Genomic DNA, 15,854 nt, shown 5'->3' on the forward strand with positions numbered 1-15,854 from the left:
GCCTACAGTTGATCAACCGGCGGCCCGGCGAAGGTGCTCAGCGCCCCGGCGCGTAGAGCTTCGGCCGCTCGGCGAGCGACACCGCAACCCGTTCCCCGGTACGCAGGGCGGCGACTCCCGCGTCCGACACCACCGCGGCGGCGTACCCGTCCCAGGCGCTCGGGCCCGGCGGCGCCCCGCCACCGGCGATCGCGAGCACCCATTCCTGCAGCTCCACGTCGTACGCGGCAAGGAAGCGCGCCCGCCAGTCGGCCGGAACCGGATGTTCCACCCGGCCGTCCCGTCGCACCGCGACGGGCGACAGGGAGCCGAGCGACGCCGTGCCGCTCTCCCCCACGATCTCGCCGCGGATGTCGTAGCCATAGCGGATGTTCACTGACGTCTCCACGTCGACCAGGACCCCGTTGGTCATCTCCAGGATCAGCAGCAGCGGGTCCTGCAGGTCGCCGCCGTGGCTGTTACGGCGCGGGACGAGCACCCGCACTCCGGCGATCTCGGCGCCGAACATCCAGCGCACCATGTCGATCTCGTGCACCGCGGTGTCGGTGATCGCCATCTCCTTCTGGTAGAACGACGGCACGCCGGCGTTGCGGTGCGCGCAGTGCATCATCAGCGGCGTGCCGATCTCGCCCCGGTCGAGGACGAGCTTGAGCTGCCGGTGCGCGAAGTCGAACCGCCGCATGTAGCCGACCTGGACCAGCCGGCTGCCGTGCGCGACCTCGGCCTCGACGATCCGCAGGCAGGCCTCCTGGGTGGGGGCGAGGGGCTTCTCGCAGAAGACCGGCTTGCCGGCGGCGATCGCGGCGAGCACGTACTGCTCGTGGGCCGGCCCCCAGCAACAGACCAGCACCGCGTCGACCGCAGGGTCGGCCACCAGGTCCTCGCCGGCCGGGTGCACGGTGGCGCCGGCGCGGCCGCCCACCTCGGCGGCGACCGCGGCGTCCACGTCGGCGACGGCGGTGACCGTCACCCCGTTGAGCACCGTGGTCAGCCGCCGGACGTGCTCCTGGCCGATCATGCCGGTGCCGATGACGCCGACCCGCAGCATCACCGGCGCCCCAACTCGTGCGACAGCTCGGCCAGCTCGTCGCCGCCGGCCATCTGGGTGGTCAGCTCGTCGAGGGTGACCTGGCTGCGGTTCTTGTCGAGCGCGGTCTCGCCGAGCTTCAGGATCACGAAATGGTCGCCCACCAGGTACGCGTGGTGCGGATTGTGGGTGATGAAGACGACGCCCAGCCCCGCGTCGCGGGCCGCCGCGACGTACTTGAGCACCACTCCGGACTGCTTGACGCCGAGCGCGGCGGTGGGCTCGTCGAGGATCAGCACCCGCGCGCCGAAGTAGACGGCGCGGGCGATCGCCACGCACTGGCGCTGGCCGCCGGAGAGCGTGCCGATCGGCTGGTTGATGTCCTGCACGACGATGCCCATCTTGCGCAGCTCGGCGTCGGCGATCTCGCGCATCCGCCGGACCTTGAGCCCGGCCAGCGGATACCGGCCGGCGGTCAGCTCCGAGCCGAGGAAGAAGTTGCGCCAGACCTCCATCAGCCCGACCACCGCCAGGTCCTGGTAGACCGTGGCGATGCCGTGCGCGAGGGCCGCGCGCGGGCTGCCGAAGCGGACCGGCTCGCCGTCGACCTTCACCACGCCCTCGGTGTGCGGGTGCAGCCCCGACATGATCTTGATGAGGGTGGACTTGCCGGCGCCGTTGTCGCCCAGCACGCAGGTCACCTCGCCGGCGTCGACCCGCAGGTCGATGCCGCGCAGCGCCCGGATCGCGCCGTACGACTTGCCGACGCCGGCCATCTCGATCAGCGGCTCGCCCTTGTGCAGGCGGCGGTCGGCGTGCCCGGCCAGGGTGTCGGTCATGGGTCAGTCCGCCTTCCGCATCGTGGCCATCCGCTTCACGTACATGTTCACCAGCACGGCCAGCAGCAGCATCACGCCGAGGAACGCCTTGAACCAGTTCGGGTCCCAGCCGGCGTAGATGATGCCGAGGCTGGTCATGCCGAAGATGAACGCGCCGATGGCGACGCCGATGGTGTTGCCGAAGCCGCCGGTGAGCAGGGTGCCGCCCACCACCGCCGCGATGATGTAGAGGAACTCGTTGCCGACGCCGCTGCCGGCCTGCAGGGTGTTGAAGCGATAGAGCTGGTGCATCCCGACGAACCAGCCGAGGAACGACACCGTCATGAAGAGCCCGATTTTCGTACGGACCACGGGCACGCCCACGGCGCGGGCGCTGTCCAGGTTCCCGCCCACCGCGAAGATCCAGTTGCCGGCCCGGGTCCGCTGCAGCGTCCAGGTGGCCAGCGCCACGAACAGGATCCACCAGAGCACCGTGCCCCAGACCGTCACCGGCCCGATCCGGAAGCTGGACGAGAAGATCTTGCCGAGCGAGTCGTAGCCGGCGATCCGGCTGACGTCCGGGCTGGAGACCGTGCCGGTGACCAGCTTGGTGACGCCGAGGTTGGCGCCCTGCAGCACGAAGAACGTGCCGAGCGTGATGAGGAAGCTCGGGATGCCGGTGCGCATCACCGCCAGCCCGTTGAGGAAGCCGATCAGCAGGCAGAACGCCAGCGAACCGAGCGCGCCGACCCACAGGTTGACGCCGAAATACCAGCAGAACAGCGAGTTGGCCAGGCCGGCGGTGTAGACGATGACGCCGGCCGACAGATCGAACTCGCCGCCGATCATCAGCAGCCCGACGCCGACCGCCACGATGCCGATCACCGACGACTGGTAGAGCACGGTGAAGAAGGACTCGGCCGAGCGGAACGACGGCGCGAGCGCCAGGAAGAAGACGAAGATGATGATCGCGGCGACCAGCGCGCCGATCTCGGGGCGGGCCAGTAGCCGGCCGGACAGCGGCGGGCGGGCCCGGCCGGCCACCGGGGCCGGCCGCTCCTCGGTCTGTGTCATGACGGCGCCTCCGTCTACCGCGTGTTGTTCTTGGTGAACGGCAGGATCTTGTCGATGTTGCTGCTGTCCACGAAGGACGGGCCGGTCAGCACCGCGTTGCCGCCGCCGATGTCGTTGCCGTTCTTGACGTTCAGGTAGAGCGACGTGACGGCCATGTAGCCCTGGACGTACGGCTGCTGGTCGATCGAGAACAGGATCTTGCCGTCCTTGATGTCCTGGGCGGCCTCGGCGTTGAGGTCGAAGGTCACCAGCTTGGCCTGGCTGCCGGACTGGTCCTTCGCCTTGATCGTGTCGATGGCCTGCGGCGCGCCCAGCGTGACGATCGCGTCGATCGACTTGTCCTGGGCCAGCTTGGCCTGCAGGGTGGTCGTGACGGCCGCGTCGTCGGCGCCGTTGACCTGGATGTTCTCGGTGCCCGGCACCGAGATCTTGACGCCGGCGCAGCGGGCCTCGAGGGACACCGAGCCGGTCTGGTGGATGACGCAGAGCGGGTGCTTGACGCCCTGCCCGGCCAGCCGCTTGCCGGCGGCGGTGCCGGCCAGGGTCTCGTCCGAGCCGAAGTACATCAGCGCGCCGAGGTCCTTGTACTGGTCGATGCCGGCGTTGAAGCCGACCACCGGGATGCCCGCCGCGGTGGCGGCCTTGACCGCGCCGGCCAGGGCGTCCGGGGTGACCAGCGTGGTGGCGATGCCGTCGACCTTGGAGTCGACCGCGCTCTGGATGAGCGCCGCCTGCTTGGGCGCCTCCGGGTCGTTGGAGTACTTCAGCGTGACGCCGGTGTCCTTGGCGGCCTGTTGCGCGCCGTTGCGCACCTTGTCCCAGAAGGTGTCGCCGGGAGTCTCGTGGGTGATGAAGGCGATGGTGTAACCGGAGCTGCCGGCGGCGTTGCCGCCCCCGCCGGAGTCGTCGGTGCTCTTCTCGCGGCCGCCGCCGCTGCAACCGGCGGCGGCGAGGGCCGTGGCCGCGAGGAGCGCGGCGATGCGGACGGTGCGGCTACGAGCGTTCATCGGGTGTCTCCTCGGTGGGGATGGCGGCGGCCCGGGAGTGCAGGCCGACCGAGTTGAGGTAGGCGCGGGTACGCCTCGCGATCGGCAGCGGAACGTCGAAGCCGACCGGGTACATGTCCTGCTCGACCACGACGAAGAGGTCGGCGCCCAGCTCGCTCAGCGCCTCCAGGACCGGCGGGATCCGCGGCTCGCCGGCCGGCGGCTCGACCGAGGCGCCCATCGCGACGGCCTGCCCGAAGGCGAGGTCCTCGGCGGCGGCGCGCTGGGCGATGACCGGATCCATCTGCTTGATGTGGACGTAGCCGACGCGCTCCGGATACTTGCGGATCAGGCCGGGCACGTCGGCGCGCCGGTACGCGAGGTGCCCGGTGTCCAGGCACAGCGAGACGACGGCCGGATCGGTCTCGTCCAGGAACCGCTCGACCTGCTCCTGGGTCTCCACCTGGTAGTCCGCGTGCGGATGGAACCGCAGGTGGACGCCGTACTCCTCGACCAGGATCCGCCCGAGCGTGTCGGCGTTGCGGATCAGCGCGGCCCAGGCGTCGTCGTCCAGACGCGCCGCTTCGCGATAGGCGCCGGTGCGGTCGTCACGATAGCCGGGCACCGGAACGAAGACGACGTTCCGCGCGCCCAGCGCGGCGGTCAGCGCGGCGACCTTGCGGGTCTCGGCGGCAACCGCGTCGAAGTCCTTGTGCGGCCCGCCCACGCCGGCCACGGTCCCGCCGGCCACCGAGAGCCCGCGCCGGGCGAGCTCGTCGGCCAGCCGCGCCGGGTCGGTCGGCAGGTAGCCGTACGGACCCAGCTCGAGCCAGCGGTAGCCGGCGGCCGCGAGCTCGTCGAGGAACCGGTCCCACGGGGTCTGCCGCGGATCGTCGGCGAACCACACCCCCCACGAGTCCGGGCAGCTACCGAGTTGCAGATGACGAATTTCCATGAGGACCCTCAGAGGTAGTGGCGCTGGTCGCGCTTGGCTTCCGCGTAGCGTTCGCGGGCCGCGCGCGTGGTCGGCAACGTGGAGGTCTGCGCTACCGGCACGTCCCACCACGACTCGGAGGAGGGCGCCGGGGCGAGCGGGTCGGTCTCGATGTGCACCACCGTGAGCCGGTCGGCCTCCCGCGCCCGGTTGAGCGCGTCGCGCAGGTCGGTGACGCTCCGGCAGCGGATCACCGCGGCGCCGAGGCTCTCGGCGTTGGCCGCGAGATCGACGGGCAGGTGGCCGCCGTCGTAGTCCTGCGACGCGCCGCGGAACCGGTAGCTGGTGCCGAAGCGCTGCGAGCCGAGGGATTCGGAAAGCGCGCCGATCGAGGCGAAGCCGTGGTTCTGCACCAGGACGACGATCAGCTTGATGTGCTCGGCCACCGCGGTGACGATCTCCTGCGCCATCATCAGGTAGGAGCCGTCGCCGACCAGCGCGTACACCTCGCGGGACGGGTCGGCCATCTTGATGCCGAGCGCGCCGGCGATCTCGAAGCCCATGCAGGAGTAGCCGTACTCGACGTGGTACTGCTTGGGATCCCGGGCGCGCCACAGCAGTTGCAGGTCGCCGGGCATGCTGCCGGCCGCCTGCACCACGACGTCGCGTGCTCCGCACGCTTCGTTCACCACCCCGATGACCTCGCTCTGGGCGGGGAGCGGACTGTTCCCCATCGCGTACGCATCGTCCACGGTCGCCTGCCAGGTGGCGATGTCGGCCCGGTAATCGGTCGGGAACCGCTTGCCGCTAAGGGCCGCCAGCAGCGCGGAGAGCCCGGAGCGGGCGTCCGCGACGATCGGGTACGCGCCCTGTTTCGCCGCGTCGAAGCCGGCCACGTTGATGTTCACGAACCGGACGCCGGGATTCTGGAACGCGGTCCGCGACGCCGTGGTGAAGTCGCTGTACCGGGTGCCGACGCCGATCACCACGTCGGCGTCGCGGGCGAGCCGGTTGGCGACCGGGGTGCCGGTCGAGCCCACCCCGCCCACCGAGTTCGGGTGGTCCCAGGCGAGCGCGCCCTTGCCGGCCTGGGTGTCGGCGACCGGGATGCCGGTCGCGCGGGCGAACCGGTCGAGCTCCTCGGACGCCTCGCCGTAGATGACGCCGCCGCCCGCGATCAGCAGCGGCTGGGAGGCGTTGCGGACAACCTCGGCCGCTCTCTCCACGAAGGACGGCTCGGCGAGCGGGCGGCGCACGTGCCAGACCCGCTTGGCGAACAGCGCCTCGGGGAAGTCGTACGCCTCGGCCTGCACGTCCTGCGGCAGGCAGATGGTCACCGCGCCGGTCCCGGCCGGGTCGGTGAGCACCCGCATCGCGCCGAGCAGGGCGGCCGGCAGCTGCTCGGGCCGCCACACCCGGTCGAAGAAGCGGGACAGCGGCCGGAACGCGTCGTTGACGCTCACGTCGTACGAGGACGGGTCCTCCAGCTCCTGCAGGACCGGCGCGGCGACCCGGGTCGCGAAGATGTCGGACGGGAGCAGGAGCACCGGGAGCCGGTTGACCGTCGCCAGGGCGGCGCCGGTGAGCATGTTGGTCGAGCCGGGCCCGATCGACGCGGTGCAGGCCATCGTGGACAGCCGGTTCTTCATCCGGGCGTAGCCGGCGGCCGCGTGCACCATGGCCTGCTCGTTGCGGGCCAGGTGATAGGGCATGTCTGCCTCGCCGGTCCGCTGCGCCTGCAGCAACGCCTGGCCGAGACCGGCGACGTTGCCGTGCCCGAAGATGCCGAAGCAGCCGGCGATCGCGCGCTGCTCCACCCCGTCGCGCTCGGTCCACTGGCTGGCCAGGAACCGGGCGACGGCCTGGCCGACGGTGAGTCTCACGAGCCCGCTCCCGTTCGATAACTGGGTCGTTCCTTGCAGCTGGACAGCGGCAGGCGCGGGTCGACGTCCATCGTGGTCCAGGAGGCGCGGACCCAGCCGTGCGCGGGGTCGTCGCGTACCAGCCATTCGCGGGCGCCCGGCCCGGCCATGACGTTGAGGTAGTAGAGGTCGTAGCCGGGCGCGGCCATCGACGGGCCGTGCCAGCCGTACGGGATGAGCACCACGTCGCCGGTGCGGACCTCGGCGCAGACGTCGATCGGACGGTCCGGGTGCCCGTACACGCGCTGGTAGCCGCAGCCGGCGCCGCCGGCCGGCGAGGACGCCACCTCGAAGTAGTAGATCTCCTCCAGACTGGACTCGCCGTCGGCCTGCTCGTCGTGCTTGTGCGGCGGGTAGGACGACCAGTTGCCGCCCGGGGTGAGCACCTCGCAGGCGATCAGCCGGTCGGCCTCGAAGCTCTCCGGCGTGCAGAAGTTGTTGACCTGGCGGCTGGCCCGCCCGGCGCCGCGCAGCTCGACCGGCACCTCGTCGGCCGCGCCGTAGCGGAACGGCAGCTTGCGCCCGGCCCGGGCGGCGGGCAGCGCGAACCGCCCGCCGTTGGGCGCCCGCACGGTCACCGCCGACTCCCGCGGCACGTACGCGAAATCGGTGACCCGGGAGAAGACCGAGCGCCGGCCGGTGAGGGTGACCCGCTCGTCGTCGCAGGTCACGTCGCAGCCGCCGGAGAGCGGCAGGACGAGCATCTCGTCGTCGCCGGTGCGGAACCGCGCCCGCGCGCCGATCGGCAGCTCCAGCACGCGCAGGCCGCTGTAGCGCCAGCCGGCGTTCTCGGGCGAGACCACCACGTCGAACGGCTTGTCGGCCGCGCTGCCCCGCCGCATCAGCGGGTTGACCCGGGCCGTCACAGCAGTCCCACCGCTCGGTCGACCGCGTCGGCGACGGTGCCGCGGGCCGGATAGAGCAGCGACCGGCCCATCACCAGGCCCCGCACGGTCGGCAGCCGCAGCGCCTTGCCCCAGCTGGTGAAGGCGGCGTCGGCGTCGCCGGGGACCTCGCCGCCGAGGATCAGCGCGGGCAGCGTGGTCGCCGCCATCACCCGTGCCATGTCCGGCACCTCCGGCACCTTCAGCCACGTGTACGCCGAGGTGGTGCCGAGGCCCGCGGCCACCGTCATCGCCCGGATCATCGCCTCCGGGCCGAGGTCGTGGCGCACCCGGCCGTCGGCCCGGTGCGCGATGACCGGCTCGACCATCGCCATCCGCCGCCGGCCGGCCAGCTCGGCCACCGCGGTGCCGCAGGCCTGCAGGGTGGCGGCCGTGCCGGGGTCGCCGGGGTCGATGCGCAGCAGCATCTTGCCGCCCTCGTACCCGGCCGCGGCGATGCTGCCGGCGTCGTAGGCGGTGAACCTGTCGTCCATCTCGAAGGCGGCGCCGGCCAGGCCGCCCCGGTTCATCGAGCCGATCACCACCTTGCCGTCGAGCTCACCGAGCAGCAGCAGGTCTTCCAGGACGTCCGGGGTGCCGAGCACGCCGTTGACGCCGGGGCGGGCCAGCGCGGTGCGGATGCGGTCGAGCAGATCGGCCCGGTTGGCCATGGCCAGGGGGTCGGCGCCGGCCCGCAGCGCGCCGCGGGCCGGGTGGTCGGCCGCGATGATCATCAGCTTGCCGTGCGGGCCGAACAGGCTGCCGGGCCGCTTGCGGGCCGCCGCGGCCGCGGCGATGGCTTCCGGGCGCCTGGTGCGCGCCTCCAGCAGATCGGCGAAGTCACGCACGGGACACCCCCAGCAGCTCGCGCACCTCGTCCGCGGTGGGCATGGCATCCGAGCACGCCAGGCGGGAGGCGACGATGGCGCCGGCGGCGTTGGCGAACCGCATCGTCGCCTCGAGCTCCCAGCCGGCCAGCAGGCCGTGGCAGAGCGCGCCGCCGAACGCGTCGCCGGCGCCGAGGCCGTTGACCACCTCGACCGGGACCGGCGGGACGCTGACCTGCTCGTCCTGGCGGGCCTGCCCGGCCGTGCGGGCCTGCTCGGCCGTGCCGGAGTGCCCGTCCGTGCCGGAGGGCCCGTCCGTGCGGGAGGCCAGGACGCCGGCCGGACCGCGCTTGATGACCGCCAGCTCCACCCCCGCGTCGTGCAGGGCGGCGGCGGCAGCCTCGGGATCGCGGACGCCGACCGCCGTGTCGGCCTCGTCGAGGTTGCCGACCGCGACGGTGGCGTGCGGCAGGGCTTCGGCGTACCAGCGGCGGGCCTGCTCGCGGGACGCCCAGAACATCGGGCGGTAGTCGAGGTCGAAGACGGTGATGCCGCGGCGGCCCCGGGTCCGCAGCGCGTGCAGCGTCGCCGTCCGCGACGGCTCCTGGGACAGCCCGGTGCCGGTGACCCAGAAGACGCGGGCCGCCCGGATCGCCTCCTCGTCCAGCTCGGACGCGCGGATCTCGAGGTCGGGGGCTTTGGGGAAACGGTAGAAATAGAGCGGGAAATCGTCCGGCGGGAAGATCTCGCAGAACGTCACCGGCGTCGGCAGGCCGGCCACCGGCGTGACGAACCGGTCGTCCACCCCGAAGCCGCGCAGCGCGTCGTGCAGGAACTCGCCGAACGGATCGTTGCCGGTACGGGTGATCACCGCCGACCGCCGGCCGTACCGCGCGGCGGCGACGGCCACGTTGGACGCGCTGCCACCGAGAAATTTCGCGAAAGTGCGCACCTCGCGCAGCGACACCCCGATCTGCTGCGGATACAGGTCGACGCCGATGCGCCCCATCGTCAGGACATCGTCCGCGGGCATGCGCTGTCCCCTCTACCGGTGGTAATCGGGAGGTTGCTCTATGTCGGCTGCCCTCGATGGAATAACGTGGTTGCTCGCACGTCAACACTTTGTCCTGACAAACTGACTTGCGACAGCTGAGAGTTCACAGGGGGATGCCGTGACATCCGACCGGACCCCGGTGCGCCCGGTCCATCTGGACCGGTCCAGCCCGGTGCCGCTCTACTACCAGGTCGCGACCCGGCTGCAGGAGCTGATCGAGAAGGGCGAGATCGGGGTGGGCGCCCGCATCGAGAACGAGGTCGACCTGGCCGAGCGGCTCGGCGTCTCCCGCCCCACCACCCGGCGCGCCATCCAGTACCTGGTCGAGCGGGGCATGCTGGTCCGCAAGCGCGGCGTCGGCACCCAGGTGGTGCACCCCAAGGTCCGCCGCCCGGTCCAGCTGACCAGCCTGTACGACGATCTGGTGGCCGGCGACCGCGCCCCCCGCACCGACGTCCTCGACCTACGCGTCGTGCCGGCCTCGGACGCGGTCGCCGCCGCCCTGTCCCTGTCCCCCGGCACGCCGGTGACCTGGATCGAGCGCCTGCGCTACGCGGCCGGCGAGCCGCTGGCGCTGATGCACAACGCGATCCCGGTCGACGTCCTCGAGCTCACCGCCGGCGACCTGGCCGGGCACGGCCTGTACGAGCTGCTGCGCGGCGCCGGCCACGTCCCCCGGATTGCCACCCAGGTGATCGGCGCCCGCCCGGCGACCGCCGCCGAGGCCCGCACCCTCGGCGAGAAGCGCGGCGCCTCGGTGCTCACCATGGTGCGGACCGCCTGGGACGCTTCCGGGCGGGCCCTCGAGTACGGCAGCCACCTCTACCGGGCGAGCCGCTACAGCTTCGAGCTCAACCTCTCGGCCGGCTGAGCGCTGGGTCCCTCGTCCGGGTGAGCGCCGGGCCGGATCAGAACGGCGCCGGACCGCGGCCGGCGAGCGACATCAGGATCTGCGTCGCGAGCAGCTTCCGGACCCCGGTCACGGCCACGGCGCCGACCTGGTCGTACGGCAACTCCAGCTGCAGCCCGTCGCCCGCCTCGCGGATCTCCGCGCTGATCTGGTCCGGGCGGAACGTGCCACCCCAGCCCTCGACGCCGCCCCGCTGGTTGGTGCTGAGCGATGCCATGCCCGACACGTGCGTGCCCCCGGCGAGGATGAGCCTCGCGGGACCGGAGTAGGTCGTCATAGTTGCCAACCGTAACCGGTCCCCGGCCGGCTCCGCCGCGCGCGCCGTGCCGGGCCCGCGCTATCTGGTCAGCCAGACGCGCAGGATCAGGCCGTTCTTCTTGCCCGCCTCGAGGTCGATGGAATAGTCGAGATGGGCGGTGAAGTTGTTGGCGAACGCGTCCCGGAGCAGGTCGAACATGGCCTGGTGGGCGTACCGGTTGTCGTCCTCGCGCAGCTTGAAGCCCATCGCGCGGTCCGGGTGCGTGGAGAGCTGCACGACCACCTCGACGTCGATCTGGTCGCCGGGCGGGCCGTGGCGGGTTCCGGCTTCGACCGCGCGGAGCTGGGTCACTTTGCCGGACGAGTTGATGAGCTTGGAAGCCATTCCTGCCTCACTCCCGGATGGCGCGGATGATCATGCCAGAGCGCAGGCCGGTGCGGGTGTACTCGACGCGTACCGGCTGGTTGCGGCGGAAGGCGTCGCGCAGCAGCGCGAACGTGGCGGCCGCGGCGGCGGCCTCCGGGCCGGGCCGCAGCCGCAGGCCGAAGCTGTACGCGGGCGCGCCGTCCAGCCGGACCACGGCGTCGGCGTCGAGCCGGTCCCCGCCGGAGCCGAAGCCGGTGCCGGTGTCGTGCGCCCGCACCATCGTGACCCGGCCGGTCTCGGCCAGGACGCTGCCGAGCGGCGGGCCGGTCAGGATCTCCCAGACGCCCCGGCCGAGCGTGGCGGCCCGCAGGACGCCGGTGCGCGGGTGCACCCGCAGGGCACGCACGTCCGGGTCGGGCAACCCGCTGCCGTACGTCGACCACGTCCAGGCACCGCGGGTGATCCTCGCCCGGTAGACGCCCCGGTTGGTGCCGGCGTACAGAAATCCGGGGTTCAGGCGGTCGGCGGCGAGGGTGCGGGCGGTCAGACCCGCGGGAAGAGTGCCGGTGATGTCCGCCGCGTCGCCGCCCACGACAGCTCGCACGACCCGGCCGGCGCCGGTGCCGTCGCAGGCGAGCCAGATCGTCGAGTCGTCGTCGGGGTCGATCAGGATGTCATTGACCTTCCCGCCGCCGAACGAGTTCCGCATGACCTCGGTGAAGCCGGCGCCGTGCGGGCCGGCGTACAGCGCCCCGAGCGACGTGCCGGCGAGGTAGAGGTCGTCGCGGGTGCGGACGGCGCTGCGGACGACGGTGCCGCCCGGCGGGGTGAAGATCGCGGTCCAGGCGGCGGAGCCGATCCGGAACCGCCACAGCGACATGCACGAGGCCAGCAGCAGATCTCCGTCGCCGGGATGGACCTGATAGTGCAGGTTGAAGCACTCCCCGGCGGGCAGCGACCCGGAGATCGCGGTCCAGTTCTCGCCGCCGTCGGTGGAGCGGCTGATGCTGTCGGCGTACTGGCCCATCGAGTACATCACCGACTCGTTCTCCGGGTCGATCGCGACGGTGGCGCCGTCGCCGCCACGGATCCACCGCCACGTCTGCGACGGCCGGTCCCATCGGATGGTCCCGTTGTCCTGGGTGCCGCCGATCAGCAGATCCGGGTTGGTGGCGGCGTCCGCGAGGTCGTACAGCTCGGTGTTGCGGATGCCCTGGCCGAGAAAGAGCCAGGAACCCGCGGCGCCACGCTCGGTCGAGCGGTAGACGCCGCCGTCGGAGACCGTGAAGATCGTCCTGGGCTGGGTGGGGTGCACCGCGAAACCCTGGTGATCCACATGCGGCTCGGTGATCCGGGTGAAGGTGTCGCCACGGTCGGAGGATACCCACATGTCGGTGCCGCCCAGATAGACGAATCCGGGTCGGCCGGGTCCGCGCACAGGTACTTCCACAACCGGCGGAAGATCGGCTCGCCGCCGGCCGTGCCCTCCGGTCGCCAGCCGCGCTCCCACACGCTCTCCGGCCGTCCGCCGATCGAGCAGCCGACGCCGGTCGTCCGGTACAGCGTCCAGCCGGTGCCGGTCTTGAAGCTCGCGAAGATCGTCGAGCCGGACCGGGCCAGCCGGATCCCGGTCGGCCCGGTGATGGCCGGCAGCCGCCCGCCCGGGCAGCCGGTGAGCCTGCGCCAGCTGTCGCCGCTGTCCGAGGAGGCCCAGACGCCGGTCTGCGCCAGGTCGCCGTCGTTGCGGACGGCCGCCAGCAGCCGCCCGGCCGGCGCGCCGGTGATCAGGTCGGTGCCCTGCCCGGCGGCGTGGACCACGGCCCTGGTCCGGCCCCGGTCGACGGACCGGGACACCCCGCGGGCGTTGGCGAGATACAGCCGGACGGGGTCCGCCGGGTCGACGACCAGCGCGCCGTCGGCGCCCGTCATGCCCAGCGCGTCGTTGCCGGCGACCCGCGACCACGAGGTCCCGCCGTTCGTGGTGACCAGCAGGCCGTCGGTGGTCGCCGCGTACACCCGCGCCGGATCGGCGGGATCCATGGCGAGGGCCTTGACGTCGGGCGTGCCGAACGCGTCGGTGACCGGTGCCCAGGTGGCGCCGGCGTCCTCGGTGCGCCAGACCCCTGACCCGGACCCGCCGCCGCCGGCGACCAGCATGGTCGCCGGCCGGTCCGGCCGGATCACGATGTGATGAAGCCGGCCGGTGGCACCCAGCCCGGACCGGATCAGCGCCGGGCCGAGCGAGACCCACCGGCTGGGCGCCGCCGCGGCCGCGGCCGGCGTGCGGTCCATCGAGACCGTACGCGTACACGCCGTCCGCGGTTCCATGGTCAGCAGCTGATCCGGGTCGACAACCACCGTGACGTGTTCCGGCCCGCCGCGCCATGGCCACGACAGGGTGGCTCGCGCGGCCTCGCCCGGCCGCACGGCCACCGTGGCGGACGCCGCCACCCGGGCCTCCGCCAGCACCGCGACGACCACGTCCGCGACGGGATCGGCACCCTCGTTGCGCACCTCGACGTCGACGGACGCGTCGGTGTCGCGGACGCGCGCCTGCACCGCGCCGAGCGTAAGAACGGCGAACTCGTCCGGCCGTAGCCCTTCCGAGAACACGGGCATGGCATGGGACGTTACGAGCCGCGCGACGGGCTGGTGACAATGCGTCGACTATCCGACGGACAGCTCCGCCGCGCCGGCGACGTCCGACAATGGACGGACGACCTCGCCGAGGAGCTGCCTTGACCCGTCAGCGAAGACTTCCCGCCCGGTTCTGGATCGAGGCTGCGCTGGCGGCGGCCACCGGGGTGCTCCTCGTGGTCACGCTGATCTCCCGGGAGTGGATCGAGCTGCTCACCGGGTGGGATCCGGATCGGGGCAGCGGCGCGCTGGAATGGGCGATCGTGATCCTGCTCGCCGTGACGACGGCGGTCTTCGGCCTGCTCGCCCGCGCCGACTGGCGGCGCGCGGCGGGCCGTGGCCGCGGCTGGGCGGCCGGCTCGCCGTAAGCGGCCCTCCCGGCGGCCTCAGCCCAGCGCTTCGGCCTTGCCCAGCAGCACCGAGCGCTCGCGGGCGTTCCCGCACAGCCGGGCGGCCAGCTCCAGCTCGGCCCGCGCCTCGGCGACCCGCCCGAGGCGGGTCAGCAGCTCGCCCCGCACGGTCGGCAGCAGGTGGGAGCCGGCCAGGCGGTCAGTGGCCACCAGCTCGTCGACGATCGCCAGCGCCGCCAATGGACCGCTCGCCATCGCGACCGCCACCGCCCGGTTCAGCTCGACCACCGGCGACGGCGCCACCCGGCCGAGCGCCTCGTACATCAGCACCACCCGCTCCCAGTCGGTCTCCGCCACCGACGGCGCCGAGGCGTGGCAGGCGGCGATCGCCGCCTGCAGGCCGTACGGGCCGAGGCCGCGACCGGCCGCCCGGGCCTGACCCAGCGCCGCCAAGCCGCGGCGGATCGCCGAGCGGTCCCAGAGCAGGCGGTTCTGGTCCGCCAGCAGGATCGGCTCGCCGCCGGGGCCGGTGCGGGCCGGGAAGCGGGCCGCGGTCAGCTCGAACAGCGCCAGCAGGCCGTGCGTCTCGGGCTCGCCGGGCAGCAGCGCGACCAGCATGCGGGCCAGCCGGATGGCCTCGCGGGCCAGATCCGTGCGCAGCAGCCGGTCGCCGGCGGTCGCGGTCGAGCCCTCGGTGAAGATGACGTACAGAACGCTGAGCACGCCGCCCAGCCGCGGCCGGCGCTCCTCGGCCGGCGGCAGCTCGAACGGCACGCCGGCGGCCGCGATGGTCTTCTTGGCGCGGGTGATGCGGGCCTGGATCGTCGGCACCGGGACCAGGAAGGCGCGGGCGATCTCCTCGCTGCCGAGGCCGCCGACCGCGCGCAGGGTGAGCGCGACCCGGGCCTCGGGCGAGAGCACCGGATGGCAGGACACGAACATCAGCGCGAGGATGTCGTCGCCGATCCGGTCGGGGTCCCAGTCGAGCTCCGCCGACTCGGGCAGCTGCCGGGCCAGCGTGGTGTACCGCTCGTCGAGGGCCGACCGGCGGCGGAAGGCGTCGATCGCCCGCCGCCGGGCCGTGGACAGCAGCCAGCCGACCGGGTCGGCCGGCTCGCCGTCGCGCTCCCAGGCCACCAGGGCCTCGGCCAGGGCCTCCTGCGCGACGTCCTCGGCCAGCGGGAAGTCCCGGGTGTAGCGGGCCAGCGCGCTGACGATGCGGGCGGACTCCATCCGCCAGACCGCCTCGACCGCGCGCCGGGCCCGCTCGACTCCCGAGGAACCGGCCCGATCAGAGCTGGCCCGATCAGAGCTGGCCGGTGCGCTCACGCCAGGCCTTCTCGTTCTGGACCCACTTGTTGTCCTGCGGGAACTCCTCGATGCTGGGCACCCGGCGGATCTCGGTCTTGGCGCCGGGGAAGGCGGGCATGCGCTTGGCCCACTCGACCGCCTCCTCCTTGGTGGCGACGTCGAGGATGTAGAAGCCGCCGAACAGCTCCTTGGTCTCCCCGTACGGCCCGTCGGTGACCACCGGGGTCTCGCCGGAGTAATCGACCACCACGCCCTGCGCCGCGTCGTCCAGGCCCTCGGCCGCGATCAGCACGCCGGCCCGGATCAGCTCGTCGTTGTAGCGGCCCACGGTCTCGAGCATCTCGTCGAACGACATCTCCCCCATCTTCGCCATGGTCTCGTCCGAAGCGCGCATGATCAGCATGTACTTCGCCATCGTGAAAACTCCCTGTTCCGTCCGGTCGCCTTCCGACCTTCTCACCCCGAGGTCGAACGGCGCCGCACCGGATCGACAGG

Annotated in this window: 16 protein-coding genes; 2 read left to right on the forward strand and 14 right to left on the reverse strand. The window is 72.6% G+C overall.

Annotated features, from left to right (window positions below):
• Positions 1 to 37: 37 nt before the first annotated feature.
• Genes ACFQS1_RS00845 through iolC form a run of 9 tightly spaced genes read right to left on the reverse strand, consistent with a single transcriptional unit; the run spans position 38 to position 9,505 of the window.
• Positions 38 to 1,048, reverse strand: a complete 1,011-nt coding sequence (locus ACFQS1_RS00845; RefSeq protein WP_378964618.1) for a Gfo/Idh/MocA family protein — start codon at positions 1,046 to 1,048, stop codon at positions 38 to 40.
• Positions 1,048 to 1,866 carry an ATP-binding cassette domain-containing protein gene (locus ACFQS1_RS00850; protein ID WP_378963896.1) on the reverse strand — a complete coding sequence of 273 codons (819 nt, stop codon included), beginning with the start codon at positions 1,864 to 1,866 and terminating at the stop codon, positions 1,048 to 1,050. Before ACFQS1_RS00850 ends, ACFQS1_RS00845 begins: the two co-directional genes overlap by 1 nt.
• A gap of 3 nt (positions 1,867 to 1,869) precedes the next feature.
• Positions 1,870 to 2,919 carry an ABC transporter permease gene (locus tag ACFQS1_RS00855; protein WP_378963897.1) on the reverse strand — a complete coding sequence of 350 codons (1,050 nt, stop codon included), beginning with the start codon at positions 2,917 to 2,919 and terminating at the stop codon, positions 1,870 to 1,872.
• A 14-nt stretch (positions 2,920 to 2,933) separates the two neighbouring features.
• The gene (locus tag ACFQS1_RS00860; protein WP_378963898.1) at positions 2,934 to 3,926 is read right to left on the reverse strand and encodes a substrate-binding domain-containing protein; all 993 of its coding nucleotides are present in this window, start codon (positions 3,924 to 3,926) and stop codon (positions 2,934 to 2,936) included.
• Positions 3,913 to 4,860, reverse strand: coding sequence for a TIM barrel protein (locus ACFQS1_RS00865; protein WP_378963899.1), 948 nt, complete (start codon positions 4,858 to 4,860; stop codon positions 3,913 to 3,915). The genes ACFQS1_RS00860 and ACFQS1_RS00865 overlap by 14 nt, the downstream gene beginning before the upstream one ends.
• A gap of 8 nt (positions 4,861 to 4,868) precedes the next feature.
• Complete coding sequence (gene iolD / locus ACFQS1_RS00870) at positions 4,869 to 6,722, reverse strand: 3D-(3,5/4)-trihydroxycyclohexane-1,2-dione acylhydrolase (decyclizing) (protein WP_378963900.1); 1,854 nt, start codon at positions 6,720 to 6,722, stop codon at positions 4,869 to 4,871.
• Positions 6,719 to 7,627: a 5-deoxy-glucuronate isomerase gene (iolB, locus tag ACFQS1_RS00875; RefSeq protein ID WP_378963901.1), complete on the reverse strand. Its 909-nt coding sequence runs from the start codon at positions 7,625 to 7,627 to the stop codon at positions 6,719 to 6,721. Before iolB ends, iolD begins: the two co-directional genes overlap by 4 nt.
• The gene (locus ACFQS1_RS00880; protein ID WP_378963902.1) at positions 7,624 to 8,493 is read right to left on the reverse strand and encodes a Cgl0159 family (beta/alpha)8-fold protein; all 870 of its coding nucleotides are present in this window, start codon (positions 8,491 to 8,493) and stop codon (positions 7,624 to 7,626) included. The genes iolB and ACFQS1_RS00880 overlap by 4 nt, the downstream gene beginning before the upstream one ends.
• Positions 8,486 to 9,505, reverse strand: coding sequence for a 5-dehydro-2-deoxygluconokinase (gene iolC / locus ACFQS1_RS00885; protein WP_378963903.1), 1,020 nt, complete (start codon positions 9,503 to 9,505; stop codon positions 8,486 to 8,488). Before iolC ends, ACFQS1_RS00880 begins: the two co-directional genes overlap by 8 nt.
• A 139-nt stretch (positions 9,506 to 9,644) precedes the next feature.
• On the opposite strand from iolC, the gene ACFQS1_RS00890 reads away from it, so the two are divergent.
• Complete coding sequence (locus ACFQS1_RS00890) at positions 9,645 to 10,397, forward strand: GntR family transcriptional regulator (RefSeq protein ID WP_378963904.1); 753 nt, start codon at positions 9,645 to 9,647, stop codon at positions 10,395 to 10,397.
• A gap of 37 nt (positions 10,398 to 10,434) precedes the next feature.
• Here ACFQS1_RS00890 and ACFQS1_RS00895 read toward each other — a convergent pair whose 3' ends face one another.
• The 3 genes from ACFQS1_RS00895 to ACFQS1_RS00905 form a co-directional block, all read right to left on the reverse strand.
• A complete protein-coding gene (locus ACFQS1_RS00895; protein WP_378963905.1) occupies positions 10,435 to 10,713 on the reverse strand; it encodes a hypothetical protein in 279 nt (92 codons plus the stop codon).
• Between the two features lie 60 nt (positions 10,714 to 10,773).
• Positions 10,774 to 11,079, reverse strand: a complete 306-nt coding sequence (locus ACFQS1_RS00900; protein ID WP_378963906.1) for a hypothetical protein — start codon at positions 11,077 to 11,079, stop codon at positions 10,774 to 10,776.
• A 1,134-nt stretch (positions 11,080 to 12,213) separates the two neighbouring features.
• On the reverse strand, positions 12,214 to 13,680 hold the full coding sequence (locus tag ACFQS1_RS00905; protein WP_378963907.1) for a WD40/YVTN/BNR-like repeat-containing protein: 1,467 nt from the start codon (positions 13,678 to 13,680) through the stop codon (positions 12,214 to 12,216).
• Between the two features lie 119 nt (positions 13,681 to 13,799).
• Between ACFQS1_RS00905 and ACFQS1_RS00910 the strand changes: the two genes are divergently transcribed.
• Positions 13,800 to 14,066 (forward strand): ABC transporter permease, encoded by a 267-nt coding sequence (locus ACFQS1_RS00910; protein ID WP_378963908.1) that lies wholly within the window; start codon positions 13,800 to 13,802, stop codon positions 14,064 to 14,066.
• Between the two features lie 18 nt (positions 14,067 to 14,084).
• Here ACFQS1_RS00910 and ACFQS1_RS00915 read toward each other — a convergent pair whose 3' ends face one another.
• The gene (locus ACFQS1_RS00915; RefSeq protein ID WP_465263190.1) at positions 14,085 to 15,377 is read right to left on the reverse strand and encodes an RNA polymerase sigma factor; all 1,293 of its coding nucleotides are present in this window, start codon (positions 15,375 to 15,377) and stop codon (positions 14,085 to 14,087) included.
• On the reverse strand, positions 15,355 to 15,774 hold the full coding sequence (locus tag ACFQS1_RS00920) for a YciI family protein (protein ID WP_378963909.1): 420 nt from the start codon (positions 15,772 to 15,774) through the stop codon (positions 15,355 to 15,357). Before ACFQS1_RS00920 ends, ACFQS1_RS00915 begins: the two co-directional genes overlap by 23 nt.
• Positions 15,775 to 15,854 lie beyond the last annotated feature (80 nt).

The sequence above is a fragment of the Paractinoplanes rhizophilus genome, from assembly GCF_042664765.1.
Classification (GTDB): Bacteria; Actinomycetota; Actinomycetes; order Mycobacteriales; family Micromonosporaceae; genus Actinoplanes; species Actinoplanes rhizophilus.